The following is a 16,823-nucleotide window of genomic DNA, read 5'->3' as shown; positions in this document are numbered from 1 at the left end:
GAACGAAAGCCGCGCAGTGACCGCAACTGACCGTGCCCTTGAGCTGATCTCCGCCGCCGCCCAGGCAGCGGCCGACAAGCTCGCCCACGACATCATCGCCTACGACGTCAGCGACGTCCTGGCGATCACGGACGCCTTCCTGCTCGCCTCCGCGCCGAACGACCGCCAGGTCAAGTCGATCGTCGACGCGATCGAGGAGCGGCTCGCCAAGGAGCTGGGCGCCAAGCCCGTCCGCCGCGAGGGCGACCGCGAGGCCCGCTGGGTCCTCCTCGACTACGTGGACATCGTCGTCCACGTGCAGCACAGCGAGGACCGCGTCTTCTACGCCCTGGAACGGCTGTGGAAGGACTGCCCCGAGATCGAACTCCCCGCCGACGCGCAGGCGACCAAGGGCAAGGCCGCCGAGCACGCGCAGCGCCAGCAGGCCGCCGACGAGGCGAGCGAGCTGCGCGAGCTGGGTGGGGAACTGCGATGAGCGCCTCCAGCCGGACGGACCTCAAGCCCTTCTCCGAGTCCGGGAGCACCCGCCGGATCATCCTGTGGAGGCACGGCCAGACCGCGTGGAACCTGGAGCGCCGCTTCCAGGGCACCACGGACATCGGGCTGACCGAGACGGGCGTGCTCCAGGCGCGCCGCGCCGCCCGGCTGCTGGCCTCGCTCGACCCCGACGCGATCATCGCCTCGGACCTGAAGCGCGCCGCCACCACGGCCACCGAGCTGGCGAACCTCACCGGTCTGACGGTCACGCACGACGAGAACCTGCGCGAGACCTACGCGGGCGTCTGGCAGGGGCTCACGCACGACGAGATCATCGAGCGCCACGGCGACGAGTACGCGGCGTGGAAGCGCGGCGAGCCCGTCCGCAGGGGCGGCGGGGAACTGGAGAGCGAGGTCGCCGACCGGGCCGCGCCCGTCGTCCTCGACCACGCCGAGAAGCTCCCCGAGGGCGGCACCCTGGTCGTCGTCAGCCACGGCGGCACCATCCGCACCACCATCGGGCGCCTCCTCGGCCTCGACGCCCACCACTGGGAGAGCCTCGGCGGCCTGTCCAACTGCTGCTGGTCGGTGCTCGGCCGCGGTGCGCGGGGCTGGCGCCTGCTGGAGCACAACGCGGGCACCCTGCCCGAGCCGGTGCTGGGCGACGACGACTGACCGCTCGGGCGACCGGCTGCGGATTTCACTTTCCGGCCGCCCGCAGGCTAAAGTTCTTCTTGTTCAGCCCGCCGGGCGGGAAGAACGCGCGGGGCTATAGCTCAGTTGGTAGAGCGCCTGCATGGCATGCAGGAGGTCAGGAGTTCAATTCTCCTTAGCTCCACAGGAACGGGATCGGCCCCTCCGCGGAAACGCGGAGGGGCCGATCCCGTTTGTCGTCGCCGGGGCCGGGCACGGACCGGGGGGCGGCGCGAACCCCGTTGGGGCGACGGACGGTTCGCGGCGTCCGTACCGTGGGCGCGCTCGCCTGCACGTCCGTGCGCCGCCCGGGGCGCGCGGCGCGGCGCGCCGTGTCCGGACCGGTACGCATGCGTCGCTGACCACGGCGGCCCGTCCGTGGCAGAATCAAGCGGCCGGATGGGGACGCGGCCCGACGGGAGGGAGAAGCGATGCCTTCGAGCATCCGCGAGGGGGACGACCGCCCTCTCGCCCTGGGGATGCCACCCGGGCGCGGAGCGCTTCCGGAACCCTCGACCGGGACCCGTCCCGACGGCCCGCCCCCCGGTGTCGCCCCCCTCGCCCGGACGTCCGGCGAACACCTCGGGAGCTCCTTCGTGCGCGCGGCCCGCAGCCGCGCCCGGAGCTGATCGATGGGCGCACACAGGCGCAAGTGTGATTGGTGCGGCGGTGGCACGCCGATCGTCCGTGACATGGAGCCGGTCAACCCCGACTACCAGTACTGGTGCGAGGAGTGCGCGCGGGCGCTGATCATCAAGGGCGACCCGATCGAGACGTACCGGGAACTGGAGGGCGAGCCGATCTACGGCCGTCTGCTGGACGAGCACTGCACCCTGAAGCGCTTCTACTCCTTCGCCACGGCCTGAGCCGGCCCGCTCGGCTCCGACCGTCCCTTGCCTGATCAGGGCGGTCGGAAACCGATTTGGTGAACCGGCTCGGGGGGCGTTAATGTTGGCGTCGCCGCCGGGGAGAACCCGGAGCGCACAGCACGGGGCTATAGCTCAGTTGGTAGAGCGCCTGCATGGCATGCAGGAGGTCAGGAGTTCAATTCTCCTTAGCTCCACAGGAAGTTGAAGCGGAAGGTCCCGCCCGTCACGAACGGGCGGGACCTTCCGCTTTCCCGTGTCCGACGTGCTCGACGTGCCCGAGACGCCCGACGCACTCGTCACCCGGCCGGGGCCGCGCCCGCGAAGGCCCGCGCCGGCCGCAACCGCTCAGCCCGGTCCGCAACCACTCAGTCCGGTCCGCCGCCGAGGGCGTGCCGGCCCCGACCGGGCGGCCGGGCCGGGAGCACCGGCAGCACCGACCGGCCCGCGGCGCCCGTCGGGCCCGCCGGGTCCTCCTCCAGGCGCAGCGCCAACGCCGGACACCGGCGCACCGCCCGCACCGCCCGGGACTGCGCGTGGCGCGGCACCGACACCTCGGCCGTCGACGGGTAGCCGTCGGGTCCCAGCCGGATCAGCTCGGGCACGATGTCGGCGCACAGCCCGTGCCCCTGGCAGAGCGTCCAGTCGACGGCGAGGCGCTGTCCGCTGGGGCCCGCGTCGCCGCCGCTCCCCGACGCCCCCTCGCGGACCGCCTGGAGCGGCAGCACCGCCCGGACCGGACGGCCGCAGCCGCCGCCCAGCACGTGCGCGGCGAGATCGTCCGTGAACGCGGTGAGGGCGGACTCGATGAACGCGGCCGAGCCGTCCGGGTGCTGGCACGCACCCCGTCGTTTCACGGCCCGGGTGACCTGCCGCAACGCCTCCAGGGCCGTCGGCCCGCCGCCCTGGAGCACGTCCTCCAGACCCCGTGCCGCGGCCGGCAGCCCCCGGTGACAGGGACCGCACTGCCCGGCGCTCTCGCCCGCCAGCCAGCGGGCCACCAGCAGGGCCTCGCCGAGCGGACAGGTGTCCCGGCCGAGGGGGAGCACGGCCCCGGCCCCGAGCGCCCCGCCCACCGCGTCGAGGGCGGCCCGGGCGACCACCGCCTCGTGCGCGGTGGGGGCGTCCAACCACCGGCCGTGGTAACCACCGGTCAACACGCCCTGGAGCAGCGGCGGCGCACCGGCCAGCTGGAGCACGTAGCTCAGCGGCACGCCCGAGGGAACCTCCAGCACCAGCGGCCGGGCGACCGCGCCGGACAGGGTGAGCAGGACCGTTCCCGGCTCGTCGGGCAGTCCCGTGGCGCGGTACCGGTCGGCGCCCGTGCGGGCCGCCACCGCGAGCTGCGCGAACGTTTCCGCATTGGACAGCAGGGTCGGTGCCCCGCCCACCCCGGCTTCCGAGGCGCGCACCTTGCGCCCCGGGGGCTTCGGCGGGCCGCCGTCCGCCGAGCGGATCAGTGCGGACGACTCGCCGGTCACCATGCGCACCGGGTTGCGCTGCACCCGGGCCCGCAGCGGTGCGCCCCTGCGCTGGGACAGCCCGCGTTCGGCGAGGGCATGCTCCATGGACCGCTGGGTGGACTCCCTGGTCACCCCGACCACGAGGGCGCGCGCCCCGAGGGCCTCCGCCGCGAGCAGGGCGCCGTCCAGGACGAGGTGCGGGGCCCGGTTGAGCAGGACGGTGTCCTTGCGGCAGGCGGGCTCGTCCTCGCTGCCGTTGACGACCACCACGGGGCGCACGCCCCGGCGGATCGCCGAGTCGGCGACCGCGCGCAGTTTCCGCGCGAAGGGGAACCCGGCGCCGCCGCGCCCCCGCAGGGCGATCCGCTCGGCGAGCGCGGCGAGTCGTTCACCGCCGATCGGGGCGAGCGGGCCGTGCACCTTGAGGTGCGTCCCGAGGTCGAGCCGTTCCACGAGGTCGAACCCCGAGGTGAGGTGGGGCAGCCCCACGACCCGTACCTCGGGCACGTCGGGCAGGCCCGCGCCGCCCGTCACTGCTGCCCCCCGGCGGGTCCTGCGGGTCCTGCGGGGGCGGTGGGCGCGGGGGGCGCGGCGGGGGAGCCCCAGGGCTCGCCGGAGCGCGGGGCGGCCTGGAAGGGGCCGGGAGGCGCTTCGGTCACGGGGCGTGTGGGGTGCGCGGGGTGGAGGGGGCGTACGGGGTCGCCCGGTGTGCCCGACGTCTGCGCACCGCGCGGGGCCGTGACGTCCAGCGGGGCCGTGACGTCCACCGGAGGCGTGACGTCGAGCGGTTCGCGGGCCGGCCGCGGGGCTTCGGCGGGCGGCGCGGGCGAGGGGACCGGCCACCGCGCCGGTCCGTCCGGCTGCGGCGACACCGCACGGTAGGCGGCGGCCATGCCGAGGCCGGAGCCGGCGGTGGCGTGGACCCCGCCGCCGATCGAGGGGGCGGTCAGCGGCAGCGGGGGAACTCCGTGGCGGTCGAGCGCCGGGCCGGGCCCCGGAAGGTCCCCGGTCCGCCCCGTGCCGTACGGGTCCCGTACGCCGGTGAACGCCCGGGCGGCCGGACCGCCGCCGGGCAGCGGCGATCCGTCGCGGTCGTGGCGGGGCGGGCGTTCGGGCGCGTCCGGGCGGGGGCCGAGAGCGGCGAGGACCCGGTCGGTGACGTTCCGCTTCACCGCGCCGGGCGCCGCACGCAGCCCGATCGCCGTGATCACGGCCAGCAGGCTCGTGCCGTACAGGAACGTCACCCAGCCCGCCGCGGGGCGCCCGGCGAAGAGTCCGTGGAGCAGGGCGGCGCACCAGGCCGGGTACGCCAGCGCGTGCACCGCGCGCCAGCGGGCGGCCACCGGGGCCGGCGAGGCGAAGGTGCTGCGCAGGGCGCCCGTGAGCGCCGTGGCGATCATCAGCAGGGCGGCCAGGGAGCCGAGTCCGATCAGTCCGGCCGTGCCGCCCGCTCCGAGGCTGAAGGGGACCAGGGCGGCCAGGAGCGTCGTGTGGTCGAGGGCGACCTTGACGGTGGCGTGCAGCAGCAGGAACGCGACGGACGCGACCGCCGTCGTCCGGTGGACGGCCTGCGCGAGCAGTCGTTGACGGGGGTTCAGGAAGACGCGGTCGGAGGCGACCAGTCCCCAGATCACCGAGCAGGTGAGCGCGACCAGGGAGAGCACGCCCGCGGCGAAGTCGACGAACCCGCGGAACTCCTCGCCCCCGACGACGACGGGGAGAGGGGCCAGCAACAGCAGGCCCGCCGTCGCACCTCCCCTCGTCCAGGAGTGCGGAGGGCCGACGGGCGCCTTCCTCCTGCTGGTCGCCCTTCTCCTGCGGCCTCCCCCACGGGGGCCGCGAGCCGGGCGGGCGCTGAGGGGACGGAGAGGACTGCGGGGGCGAGGGTTCGGAGGGTTCATGGGGCGACTCCCAGGGGCGCGGCAAAGTGGTCCCGCTGCGGCACTCTAGGTCGGCTCCGACACGAGGCGTACGGGGTTCGAGTTATTGCCCTGTGACCGAAGGGGAGTTTGATCCGGCGGTTGTCCCGGTAGGTGGAGATACGCGGAGTAACCGTTGGCCAAAGCTCTGGGTGTGGATGGGCTCACGGAACCTTCACGTCCCTCTCACGCGCATCCGCCTGGCCGGTGGCCCCTCGTCCCCTTCGGCCCGGATTCCGGCCGAACGTGCCCTCACGGGCCGGTGCGGCGCCCGTCCGATTCCTGCGGTCCGTCCCCGACGGCTCCCTGAGACGCTTCCCATGCCCGGATGAGCCGTCTCCCACGCCCGTGCGCAACGGCTCCCGCGGGGCGGCTCGCGGATCGCCCCCCGCTCCACCCGGCGCCGCGCCCCGGGAGTGACCTCACCGGCCCGGTGCCGTGGGCGCCCCCACGGGGCCTGCGGTACCCTGACGCCATGCGTGCCGTACGCCTTCTGCTTAGCGGGCCGCGCTGATCAGTCCCGACGGACGACGGATCCGGTCGGCATCAGCGCGGCGCCCCCTCCTGTGCGAGGGGTTTTTTCGTTTCCGGGCCGCACTGTGAACGGGCCGCACCGTGAACGGGCCGCCGACCGCAGGCAGATGACGATCGATGGAGCTTTAGGGATCATGAGCGAGACGAATTCTTCCCCCGCCACCGCGGAAAGCGCCGTGGAGGCAGCCGCTCCGCACCGCTACACGGCGGCCCTGGCCGCCGACATCGAGGCACGCTGGCAGGACACCTGGGAGGCCGAGGGCACCTACGAGGCGCCCAACCCGAGCGGTGACCTGGCCGGGGACCCCGACCTGGTCGCGCGCCCCAAGAAGTTCATCATGGACATGTTCCCGTACCCCTCGGGTGCGGGACTGCACGTGGGACACCCCCTGGGATACATCGCCACCGATGTGTACGCCCGCTACCAGCGCATGACCGGCCACAACGTCCTGCACACGCTGGGCTTCGACGCCTTCGGCCTGCCCGCCGAGCAGCACGCGGTCGCCACCGGCACCCACCCCCGGGTGTCCACCGAGGCGGCCATGGACAACATGAAGCGCCAGCTGCGCCGCCTGGGACTGGGCCACGACCAGCGCCGCTCGATCGCCACGATCGACCCCGCGTACTACAAGTGGACCCAGTGGATCTTCCTCCAGATCTTCAACTCCTGGTACGACGAGGAGGCCGGCAAGGCCCGCCCCGTGGACCAGCTGATCGCCCAGTTCGAGAGCGGTGAGCGGGCCGTACCCGGTGACGGCCGCGCCTGGCACGAGCTGGACGCCAAGGAACGCGCCGACGTCCTGAGCGGCTACCGCCTGGCGTACGCCTCCGACGCGCCCGTCAACTGGGCCCCCGGCCTGGGCACCGTGCTGGCCAACGAGGAGGTCACCGCCGACGGGCGCTCCGAGCGCGGCAACTACCCGGTCTTCAAGGCCAAGCTGCGCCAGTGGAACATGCGCATCACCGCCTACGCCGACCGCCTGCTGAGCGATCTGGACGGGCTGGACTGGCCCGAGGCGATCAAGCTCCAGCAGCGCAACTGGATCGGCCGCTCCGAGGGCGCCCGCGTCGACTTCCCCGTCGCCGTGGACGGCTCCGCGCCCGCTGCCGTCACGGGCGCCGTCGCGGGCGGCACCGGCTCCGCCCCCGGCGCCGACGTCATCACCGTCTTCACCACCCGTCAGGACACCCTGTTCGGGGCCACGTACATGGTGCTGGCGCCCGAGCACGACCTGGTCGACTGGATCGTCCCGGCCGCCTGGCCCGAGGGCACCCACGACATCTGGACGGGTGGTCACGCCACGCCCGGCGAGGCCGTCGCCGCCTACCGCAAGCAGGCCGCCGCCAAGTCCGACGTCGAGCGCCAGGCCGAGGCCAAGGACAAGACCGGCGTCTTCACCGGCGCGTACGCCACCAACCCGGTCAGCGGCGAGCAGGTCCCCGTCTTCATCGCCGACTACGTGCTCATGGGCTACGGCACCGGCGCCATCATGGCCGTGCCCGCCCACGACACCCGGGACTTCGCCTTCGCGCGCGCCTTCGAGCTGCCGATCCGCTGCGTGGTCGAGCCCGACGACGGCCGCGGCACCGACCCCGCCACCTGGGACGACGCCTTCGCCTCCTACGACGCGAAGCTGGTGAACTCCACCGGCGCGGACATCAGCCTGGACGGTCTGGGCGTCACCGAGGCCAAGGCCCGCATCACCGAGTGGCTGGAGCGCGAGGGCATCGGCGAGGGCACCGTCAACTTCCGGCTGCGCGACTGGCTGTTCAGCCGCCAGCGCTACTGGGGCGAGCCCTTCCCGATCGTCTACGACGAGGACGGCGTCGCTCATGCGCTGCCCGAGTCGATGCTGCCGCTGGAACTGCCGGAGGTCGACGACTACACGCCGCGCACCTTCGACCCGGACGACGCGGACACCCGGCCCGAGACCCCGCTGTCCCGCAACGCGGACTGGGTCAACGTCACCCTGGACCTCGGCGACGGCCCGCGCGCGTACCGCCGCGAGACCAACACCATGCCCAACTGGGCGGGTTCCTGCTGGTACGAGCTGCGCTACCTGGACCCGAACGACGACCGGCAGCTGGTCGCCCCCGACATCGAGCGCTACTGGATGTCCCCGCGCGAGGGCATGCCCACCGGTGGCGTCGACCTGTACGTCGGCGGCGCCGAACACGCGGTGCTGCACCTGCTGTACGCCCGCTTCTGGTCGAAGGTCCTGTTCGACCTCGGGCACGTCTCCGCGCCCGAGCCGTTCCACAAGCTGTTCAACCAGGGCATGATCCAGGCGTACGTGTACCGGGACGCCCGGGGCATCGCGGTGCCGGCCGCCGAGGTCGAGGAGCGCGACGGCGTCTTCTTCCACCAGGGAGAGGAGGTCAGCCGGCTGCTGGGCAAGATGGGCAAGTCCCTGAAGAACGCGGTCACCCCGGACGAGATCAGTGCCGAGTACGGTGCCGACACCCTGCGCCTGTACGAGATGGCCATGGGCCCCCTGGACGTGTCCCGTCCCTGGGACACCCGTGCGGTCGTCGGCCAGTACCGGCTGCTCCAGCGGCTGTGGCGGAACGTCGTGGACGAGGCGACGGGCGAGGTCACCGTCACGGACGGGGCGCCCGCCGAGGACACCCTGCGCGCCCTGCACAAGACCGTCGACGGGGTCCGCCAGGACCTGGAGGGCCTGCGCTTCAACACCGCCATCGCCAAGATCACCGAGCTGAACAACCACCTGACCAGGGCGTCCGGCCCGGTTGCCCGCCCGGTGGCCGAATCCCTGGTGCTCATGGTGGCCCCGCTGGCCCCGCACGTCGCCGAGGAACTGTGGCGCAAGCTCGGCCACACCGACTCGGTCGTCCACCGGGACTTCCCGGTCGCCGACCCCGCCTACCTGGTGGACGAGACCGTCACCTGCGTGGTCCAGGTCAAGGGGAAGGTCAAGGCCCGTCTCGAGGTGCCCCCGTCGATCTCCGACGAGGAGTTGGAGCGCGTCGCGCTCGCCGACGACAAGGTGCGGGCCGCGCTGGGCGGCGCCGACATCCGCAAGGTCGTCGTGCGCGCGCCGAAGCTGGTCAACATCGTGCCGGCGTGATCCGGTGCGGGCGGTCGTCGCACGGCCGCCCGACCCGCCCGTGTGAACGGTCCGTCTCCGGGGACACTCTCCTCGGGGGCGGACCGCTCCGTACGGGACCCGTGGGGCTCCTCGTGCGTACGGGGCGTCACCTAAGGGAATCCCCCGGGGTGGCGCCGGGGAGAAGAGGGAACCCCCGGGCGGCGTTTAGCGTTTACCGTGGAGAGTCGTACAGGACCGCGAGAGGACCGTCATGGAAGCCCTGATCGCCATCGTGGTGCTGCTCTGCGTGCTCTTGGTGGCGGTGGGCGCCTATGCGGTGGTCAAGGTGGTCGGTGCCGCCAAGCGCGGAGTGGACCGTACGATCAACCAGGCGCGGCGCACGGTGGAGGACACCACGCTCAAGGCCAAGTCCTACACGCAGATCGGTCCGGCCGCCGAGTTGGCGCAGCTGCGGCTCAAGTTGCGGACGTCCATGCGCGCCACGCAGGACGCGCTGCAGGCGGGCGTCGGCGAGGACGAGTCGCTCAAGGAGTCGCTCGCCCTCTTCGACCGTCTCAGCACGCACGGTCACGAGCTGGACCACGAGCTGAAGCGGCTGGAGAGCGAGCCCGACCGGTCCAAGCTGGTCGCGGTGCTGCCGGAGATGCGCGAGCGCACCGACCAGATCGTGAACTCCGCCGACTCCCTGCGCTGGGCCGCCCGCGACCGGGCCCACCGCTTCGCCCACGACGACCTCGACTCCCTGAGCCTCCAGATCGACATGGAGGCCGGCGCCCTGCGGCACTGGACGACCGAGCCGTCCCCGGGGGCGTCCGCCGCCCCGCAGCAACCGACCGCGACCCCCGACCCGGTCCGCCCCGCCGCACAGGAGCGGTCCGCCGGACCGGAGCGCCCCGCCGGGCAGGAGCGGTCCCGGCCGTCCCTCGCGCCGAGCACCCCGCCGCCCCCGTACACGTGGGAGAAGAAGCCGCGGCCGGAAAGCACCACCTGACCCACCGCCCACCGCACCCCCCGGGCGGCGGGCCCGGCCCGGACTGCCGCCCCCACGCCCCGACAGGTAACCTCCAGCCCATGTCCCGCCATGTCGCCATCGTCACCGATTCCACGGCCTACCTGCCGAAGCGGGCGATGCGTCAGCACGACATCACCGCGGTGCCCCTGACCGTGGTCCTCGGGGACCGCGCCTTGGAGGAGGGCACCGAGATCTCGGCCCGCTCCGTGGCCGAGGCCCTCCAGAAGCGCCGGCCCGTGACCACCTCCCGGCCGAGCCCGGAGGAGTTCGCCGCCACCTACCGCGAGGTCGCCGCCGCCGGAGCCTCGGGCATCGTGTCCCTGCACCTCTCCTCGGAGCTGTCCGGCACGTACGACGCCGCCGTGCTCGCCGCCCGGTCCGCGCCCGTGCCCGTCCGGGTCGTCGACACCGGAATGATCGCCATGGCGCTGGGCTTCTGCGCCCTGGCCGCCGCCGAGGCCGCCGCGGCGGGCGCCTCCGTCGACGAGGCGGTGGCCGCCGCCGAGAAGCGCGCCGAGGGGACCTCCGCCTACTTCTACGTGGACACCCTCGACTACCTGCGCCGCGGGGGGCGGATCGGTGCGGCACAGGCCCTCTTCGGCTCCGCGCTCGCCGTGAAGCCGCTGCTCCAGTTGGAGGGCGGGCGGATCGAGCCGTTGGAGAAGGTCCGTACGGCGGCCAAGGCGATCGCCCGGCTGGAGGAGTTGGCGGTGGAACGCGCGGCCGCCGTCGGGCCGGCCGACATCGCCGTGCACCACCTCGCCGCGGAGGAGAAGGCCACGGCGCTGGCCGAGCGGCTGCGCGGGCGCGTCCCCGCACTGGGCGAGATGCACGTCAGCGAGGTCGGGGCGGTGATCGGGGCGCACACCGGGCCCGGGCTGCTGGCGGTCGTGGTCTCGGCGGTCTGTGGGAACGACCGCCCCGCCTAACGGGGCGGTCGGACCGGTCGTTCCCACAGACCGGCCAGGTGCGCGTGCAGCACGTCCTGGGCCTCTTGACGGGTCAGGTGGCCGATGAGCACGTGCGCGGTGAGGCCGTCCGCGAGGGCCAGCAGGGTGCGGGCGTCGAGCCGCGGATCGGGGCGCACGTCGTTCCCGTCCGTGTCGCTGTCGGGTGCGCCGGTGGCGTCCTCGCCGGCTTCCGCGATGAGTCGGGTGAACGCCTCCTGCAAGGCGGCGTAGTTCGCCTTCAGGGTGCTGGCGAGCGCCTCGTTGACGGCCGCCTGTGCGACGAAGGCGAGCCAGACCCGGGCCTCGGCGCGGTGCTCCTCCCGGAGCAGGGACACTTCGGTCGCCGCATGGCCCAGGGCGGTGCCGGCCGACTGGGCGGGGCCCCTGACCAGCCGGGCCCGCACCCGTTCGTTGACCTGCTCGCCGATGTGCCCGAGGGCGAACACGAGCATCTCCTCCTTGGTGCGGAAGCACCGCTGGACGGCGCCCATCGACACCTGTGCGCGACGGGCGACGTCGCGCAGGGTCACGCCCTCCAGCCCCCGTTCGTCGGCGAGCCGGCAGACGGCCTCCGCGATGAGGCGGCGTCGTCCCGCGTGGTCCACCTGCCTGGGCATGTCTCGTCTCCTCGCGTGCTGCGGCCGGGACCGTTCACTTTATTCGATGCGAGCGCATCGCTTTCGCGGGTACGGTACCGATGCAAGTGCATCGGTACCTGGACGAGGAGGGGGACGTCATGCAGGACGCCCTGTGGAAACGGTCGGCGACCGCGCAGGCGGAGGCCGTGCGCGGCGGGGAGGTCTCGGCGGTCGAGCTGATCGACAGCCACCTGGACCGCATCGCCGAGGTCAACCCGCAGGTGAACGCGGTCACGCAACTCCTGGCGGAGCGCGCCCGCGAGGCCGCGGCGCGGACGGACCGGCGGCGGGCCGCCGGCGAAACGCTGGGCCCGCTCGCGGGCGTGCCGTTCACGGTGAAGGAGACCACCGCGGTCGAAGGCGTGCCGACCACCTTCGGGACGCCGCGCTTCAGGGACCTGGTGGCGTCGGCCGATGCGCTCCCGGTGGCCCGGCTGCGCGCGGCGGGGGCCGTCCCGATCGGGCACGCCAACGTGCCCACCCTGATCCTGGCGGGGATGCACACGCGCAGCGAACTGTTCGGCGACACGGTCAACCCCTGGGACGCCGGTCGGACCCCGGGCGGCTCCAGCGGGGGTGACGCGGTCGCCGTCGCCACCGGCATGGCGGCGCTGGGGCTCGGCAACGACTCCGGCGGGTCGGTACGCGTTCCGGCCCAGTTCTGCGGCGTGGCCGGGCTGAAGCCGTCCACCGGCCGGTTCCCCGCCGACCAGCGCGTCCTCGGCCCGGACGACCCCGGGCCGGCTTCCCAGCTGCTGGTCACCGACGGCCCGTTGGCCCGTAGCGTGAGCGATCTCCGGCTCGCCTACGAGGTGTTGGCCGGGGCCGATCCCCGTGACCCGCGGGCCGTGCCGGTACCCGCCTACGGCGAACCGCTTCCCGGGCCGGTGCGGGTCGCGGTCGTGACGGACCCCGGCGGGCACGGCGTCCACCCCACGGTCGGCCGGGCCGTCGCGACCGCGGCCGACGCCCTCCGCGACGCCGGCTACGACGTGCACGAGGTGGCGGACGTGCCCCGGCTGGACGAGGCCCTGGAGGCGTACGGCCGGATCGCGATGACCGAGTTCGCCCCGACCTGGCCGGTGGTGCGCCGACTGCTCGGCGAGGGCGGCGACCGCTACCTCGGGATGGCGATGGAGCAGACGCCGCCGGCGAGTGCGGACGAGTTGGTGGGGCTGCTGGGCACCTGGACGAACATCCGCCGCTCCTGGGCCGCGTTCCTCGACGCGTACCCGCTGTTGCTCGGGCCGGTCTTCACCGAACCACCGGTCGAGCCGGGGCTGGAGTCGCGCGACCGGGCGGGCCGGGACCGGGTCGCGTCGGGGATGCGCCTGTGCACCGTGACCAGTTTCGTGGGCGTGCCCGGGGTGGCCGTACCGACCGGGACGGCCGACGGGCTCCCCTCCGGAGTGCAGGTCGTCGGGCGCGCGTTCCGGGAGGACCTGTGCCTGGACGCGGCGCAGGCGATCGAGGACCGACTCGGCGTCCTCGCACCGGTCGATCCGCGCGGGGGTGCTGCACCCTCGAACGTCAATCGGTAGTCGCTGGAATCCCTCGTCAGGGTGAGCGAGTTATCCACAACTACCGGCTGTTCCACGGATTTTGACCATGATCATCCCGGATCGGGCGGGACACCTACCGTCGAGCACATGGCCCTTCGATCTCCCTCCCGCTCCCTCGCCCACCCCCTCGCCCGACCCGCCACCCACGACGGCCCGTCGGGCGCCCCCGCCCCACCGGTGCCGGGGGAGCGGGCCGCCGGACGCGGTCAGCGCGTCGCGCTGTTCGTACGGGAACGCCTCCCCGTCTGGCTCCGGGCCCGGTGCGCCGTGCACGGGCGGGCGCTCGTCGCGCTGACGGTCGTGCTGCTGCTCGCGGTGGGCCTGGCCGTGCACCACTACCGGACCGGACGTCCGGAGCCCGTGCGCATCCCCCGGGCGGTCGGTCCGGCACCACCGGAGCGGCCCGCCCCGGTCCCGGTTCCGACGCCCGCCGGAACCGGGACAGGAACGGGGGCAGGGGCCGTTGCCGGGGAGGCCGGTCGGGTGGGCGGGGGCGGCCGGCAGGTGGTGGTCGACGTCGGGGGAAAGGTGCGGCGGCCCGGGCTGCTGCGGCTGCCCCTCGGCGCCCGGGTCGCGGACGCACTGCGCGCCGCGGGCGGGGTGCGGCCGGGCACCGACACGACCGGCCTCAACCAGGCGCGGTTACTCGTGGACGGGGAACAGGTCGTCGTGGGCGCCCGCTCCCCGGCCCCGGGCGCCGCCGCCACGCACGGCAGCAGTGCCCCCACGGATGCCCCGCTCGGAGCCGGCCCGGCCGGTTCCCTGCGTCCGGCCGCCCCGCCCGGAGCCGGTGGCCCGGCCGCCGGACCCGTCTCGCTGAGTTCGGCGACCGCCGCGCAACTCGACGCCCTGCCCGGCGTCGGCCCCGTGCTGGCCCAACGCATCATCGACCACCGGGCGGCACACGGTGGATTCCGGAACGTGGAGCAGCTCCGTGAGGTGACCGGAATCGGCGACCGCCGTTTCGCGAACCTGAAGGACCTGGTCCAGCCGTGAACGCCCCCGCACCCGGCCCTGCACCCCCGCCGACCGGGGCGACGGGAGCCGGGGCCGGCACGGACCTGCGCCTGGTGCCCGTCGCCCTCACGGTCTGGGGGACGACCGCACTGGCGCTGGGCGTCCCCCCGGGTGGGTCCGTGGCCGTGGCGGCGGGCGCGGTGCTCGGCGCGGCAGGCCTCCTGCTGACCGCCCGACGACGGGCGGCCACCGGAAGCGCCGGCCGGGACCGGGTCGGCGCGACGGTCACCGGGGCGGCACTGCTGCTGTGCGTGGCGGCGGCGGCCGGGACGGCGACCCTGCACGCGGCCGACCTGCGGCGCGGCCCGGTACCGGAACTCGCGGACCGGCACGCGGCGGCGACCTTGGAGGTGGAGGTGACAGCGGACCCCCGACGGGCCCGGCCACGGGCGTCGAGCGGCGGTGCGCCACCCCCACTGGTGCTGATGGACGCGCGGGTCGTCCGGGTGGACCGGTGGGACGGGACGGCGACCAGCACCCGCACCCCGGTCCTGGTGACGGTCGACGCGGACCGGGCGCCGCAGCGCTGGTTGTCGGTGCTGCCCTCCACCCGGCTCAGGGTCGAGGGACGGCTGTCGCCGCCGTACGGCGGCCGGGTCGACATCGCGGCCGTCGTACGGGTGGACGGGCGCCGCGGTCCGGTCACGGTGGCGGGCCCGTCAGCGGTGCAGCAGTTCGCCGGGGACCTGCGCGGTGGCTTGCGGGCGGCGACCTCCCGGCTGCGCCCCGACGCACGGGCGCTGCTGCCCGGACTGGTCGTGGGCGACACCTCGCGGGTCGGACCCGATCTGCGGGAGGCGTTCGAGGCGACCGATCTGACGCACCTCCTGGCGGTCAGCGGGGGGAACTTCGTGATCCTGCTGGCGCTGCTGATCGGCCCGCCGGGCACCGCGCAGTCGGCGGAGCGCCGCGGCTTGGCGCCGAGGCTCGGGATCCCGTTGCGGGCGACGGCGTTCCTGGCCGCCGGGCTGAGCCTCGGGTTCGTGGTGGTGTGCGGGCCGGAGCCCAGCGTCGTGCGGGCCGCGGCGTGCGGGGGCATCGCCCTGTTGGCGATGGTGACCGGGCGCCGCAGGTCCCTGCTCCCGGCGCTGGCCGCGGCGGTGCTCCTGCTGGTGCTGTACGACCCGTGGTTGTCCCGTAGCCCCGGGTTCCTGCTGTCCGTCCTGGCGACGGGGGCGCTGCTGACCCTGGCGCCCGGTTGGAGCGCCGCGCTGCGCCGCCGAGGGGTGCCGGGCCGCCCGGCCGAAGCGCTCGCCGCATCGGCCGCCGCCCAGGTGGTGTGCGCGCCGGTGGTGGTGGTGCTCGCGGAGCGGGTCAGCGTGGTCGCGGTGCCGTGCAACCTGTTGGCCGAGTTCGCGGTGGCGCCCGCCACGGTGCTGGGGCTCGGCGCCTTGGTCGCGGCACCGGTGGCGATGCCGCTCGCCCGGGCGTCGGCCTGGTGCGCGGGCTGGCCGGTGGAGTGGATCGCCCGGATCGCCCGGGCCGGGGCGGCGCTGCCCGGGGGGTCGGTCGACTGGCCGGGCGGTTGGCGCGGTGCGCTGCTCCTCGTGGCGGTCACGCTCGGTGCCCTGGGGGTCGGACGGTGGTTGCTGCGGCACCGGTGGCTGGCGCTGCTGTGCACGGTGGCGTTGGTCCTGGCGGTGGTGCGCCCGGTGCCGCTCACCCGGTGGGTCACCGGCTGGCCGCCGCCCGGCTGGCGGCTCGTCATGTGCGACGTGGGTCAGGGGGACGCGCTGGTGCTGGCGGCGGGCACCGCCACGGGGGTGGTCGTGGACACCGGGCCGGACCCCGAGCGGATCGACGCGTGTCTGCGTTCCCTCGGGATCACCCGCGTTCCGCTCGTGCTGCTGACGCACTTCCACGCCGATCACGTGGGCGGTCTCACGGGGGTGTTGCGGGGCCGGGCGGTGGGGGCGATCGAGACGACGGGGCTGGCGGAGCCGGTGGCGCAGGCCGCCATGGTCCGGCGGGTCGCAGCGGGCGGTGGGGTGCCCCTGCGGAGTCCCGTCGCGGGTGAGCGGCGGCGCACCGGGTCCGTCGAGTGGGAGGTGTTGTGGCCCCAGGGTCCGGGTCCCGGGGACAGCGCCGAGCCGGGTCCGTTCGGGCCGTCGGTGGCCGGGGGCCCGGGGGTCCCGTTCGGCCCCAATGACGCGAGCGTGACGGTGCTGGTGCGCAGCGGGGGCCTGCGGATGCTGTTGCTGGGGGATCTGGAACCGCCGGGTCAACGGGCCTTGGCGAGCGGCCCGTTGGGTGCCCGGACGGCCGGGGTGGACGTGCTGAAGGTGGCTCACCACGGGTCGGCGTTCCAGGACCCCGAACTGCTCGGTCGCACCGGTGCGCGGCTGGCGCTGATCTCCTGCGGTGCGGACAACCCGTACGGACACCCCTCGGCTCGTACGGTCGCGGCGCTGCGGGCGACCGGGGCGAGGGTCTTGCGCACCGACCGCGACGGTTCCGTGGCGGTGGTCGGTACGGAGGACGGTTCGGCCGGAGTGGTCACAGCGGGTTGACCGTTGCGAGCGTTGCGTATGGGAACGCTGGGTGGACGGGGGGTCGCGTCAGGGTGAGGTGGTGAGTGCGTTGGTGGCCAGGGAGGTTGAGTGGGCGACGGGGGAGCGGCG

At 74.4% G+C, this 16,823-nt stretch carries 12 protein-coding genes and 2 tRNA genes; 11 read left to right on the top strand and 3 right to left on the bottom strand.

Annotated elements, in window-relative coordinates; translation table 11 throughout:
- Positions 1–16: 16 nt before the first annotated feature.
- From rsfS to ACFYOU_RS06570, 5 genes are all read left to right on the top strand, one after another.
- Entirely contained in the window at positions 17–475 is a 459-nt protein-coding gene (gene rsfS, locus ACFYOU_RS06590) for a ribosome silencing factor (RefSeq protein WP_391303939.1), read from the top strand.
- Complete coding sequence (locus tag ACFYOU_RS06585; protein WP_389763087.1) at positions 472–1,152, top strand: histidine phosphatase family protein; 681 nt, start codon at positions 472–474, stop codon at positions 1,150–1,152. Before rsfS ends, ACFYOU_RS06585 begins: the two co-directional genes overlap by 4 nt.
- A gap of 90 nt (positions 1,153–1,242) precedes the next feature.
- A tRNA-Ala gene (locus ACFYOU_RS06580) sits at positions 1,243–1,315 on the top strand.
- Between the two features lie 487 nt (positions 1,316–1,802).
- Entirely contained in the window at positions 1,803–2,036 is a 234-nt protein-coding gene (locus ACFYOU_RS06575; RefSeq protein ID WP_255951692.1) for a hypothetical protein, read from the top strand.
- A gap of 124 nt (positions 2,037–2,160) precedes the next feature.
- Positions 2,161–2,233, top strand: a tRNA-Ala gene (locus tag ACFYOU_RS06570).
- A 171-nt stretch (positions 2,234–2,404) separates the two neighbouring features.
- Here ACFYOU_RS06570 and ACFYOU_RS06565 read toward each other — a convergent pair.
- Positions 2,405–4,033: an NADH-ubiquinone oxidoreductase-F iron-sulfur binding region domain-containing protein gene (locus ACFYOU_RS06565; RefSeq protein ID WP_391303938.1), complete on the bottom strand. Its 1,629-nt coding sequence runs from the start codon at positions 4,031–4,033 to the stop codon at positions 2,405–2,407.
- Positions 4,030–5,232: a cytochrome b/b6 domain-containing protein gene (locus tag ACFYOU_RS06560; protein WP_391303937.1), complete on the bottom strand. Its 1,203-nt coding sequence runs from the start codon at positions 5,230–5,232 to the stop codon at positions 4,030–4,032. The genes ACFYOU_RS06565 and ACFYOU_RS06560 overlap by 4 nt, the downstream gene beginning before the upstream one ends.
- Before the next feature lie 854 nt (positions 5,233–6,086).
- Here ACFYOU_RS06560 and leuS point away from each other — a divergent pair.
- From leuS to ACFYOU_RS06545, 3 genes are all read left to right on the top strand, one after another.
- Complete coding sequence (leuS, locus tag ACFYOU_RS06555) at positions 6,087–9,041, top strand: leucine--tRNA ligase (protein ID WP_391303936.1); 2,955 nt, start codon at positions 6,087–6,089, stop codon at positions 9,039–9,041.
- Positions 9,042–9,273: 232 nt separating this feature from the next.
- On the top strand, positions 9,274–10,014 hold the full coding sequence (locus ACFYOU_RS06550; RefSeq protein ID WP_389763080.1) for a hypothetical protein: 741 nt from the start codon (positions 9,274–9,276) through the stop codon (positions 10,012–10,014).
- An 80-nt stretch (positions 10,015–10,094) separates the two neighbouring features.
- Positions 10,095–10,964 carry a DegV family protein gene (locus ACFYOU_RS06545; protein WP_391303935.1) on the top strand — a complete coding sequence of 290 codons (870 nt, stop codon included), beginning with the start codon at positions 10,095–10,097 and terminating at the stop codon, positions 10,962–10,964.
- Here ACFYOU_RS06545 and ACFYOU_RS06540 read toward each other — a convergent pair.
- Entirely contained in the window at positions 10,961–11,602 is a 642-nt protein-coding gene (locus ACFYOU_RS06540) for a TetR family transcriptional regulator C-terminal domain-containing protein (protein WP_391303934.1), read from the bottom strand. The two genes, ACFYOU_RS06545 and ACFYOU_RS06540, sit on opposite strands and share 4 nt — an antisense overlap.
- A 119-nt stretch (positions 11,603–11,721) precedes the next feature.
- On the opposite strand from ACFYOU_RS06540, the gene ACFYOU_RS06535 reads away from it, so the two are divergent.
- From ACFYOU_RS06535 to ACFYOU_RS06525, 3 genes are all read left to right on the top strand, one after another.
- The gene (locus ACFYOU_RS06535) at positions 11,722–13,164 is read left to right on the top strand and encodes an amidase (protein ID WP_391304217.1); all 1,443 of its coding nucleotides are present in this window, start codon (positions 11,722–11,724) and stop codon (positions 13,162–13,164) included.
- A 108-nt stretch (positions 13,165–13,272) separates the two neighbouring features.
- A complete protein-coding gene (locus ACFYOU_RS06530; protein WP_391303933.1) occupies positions 13,273–14,181 on the top strand; it encodes a helix-hairpin-helix domain-containing protein in 909 nt (302 codons plus the stop codon).
- Entirely contained in the window at positions 14,178–16,712 is a 2,535-nt protein-coding gene (locus ACFYOU_RS06525; RefSeq protein WP_391303932.1) for a ComEC/Rec2 family competence protein, read from the top strand. Before ACFYOU_RS06530 ends, ACFYOU_RS06525 begins: the two co-directional genes overlap by 4 nt.
- The last annotated feature ends 111 nt before the right edge of the window (positions 16,713–16,823 follow it).

Source organism: Streptomyces sp. NPDC005955, assembly GCF_042871255.1.
GTDB lineage: Bacteria > Actinomycetota > Actinomycetes > Streptomycetales > Streptomycetaceae > Streptomyces.
The sequence above is the reverse complement of the archived record's forward strand: the minus strand, read 5'-3'. Positions and strand labels throughout refer to the sequence as shown.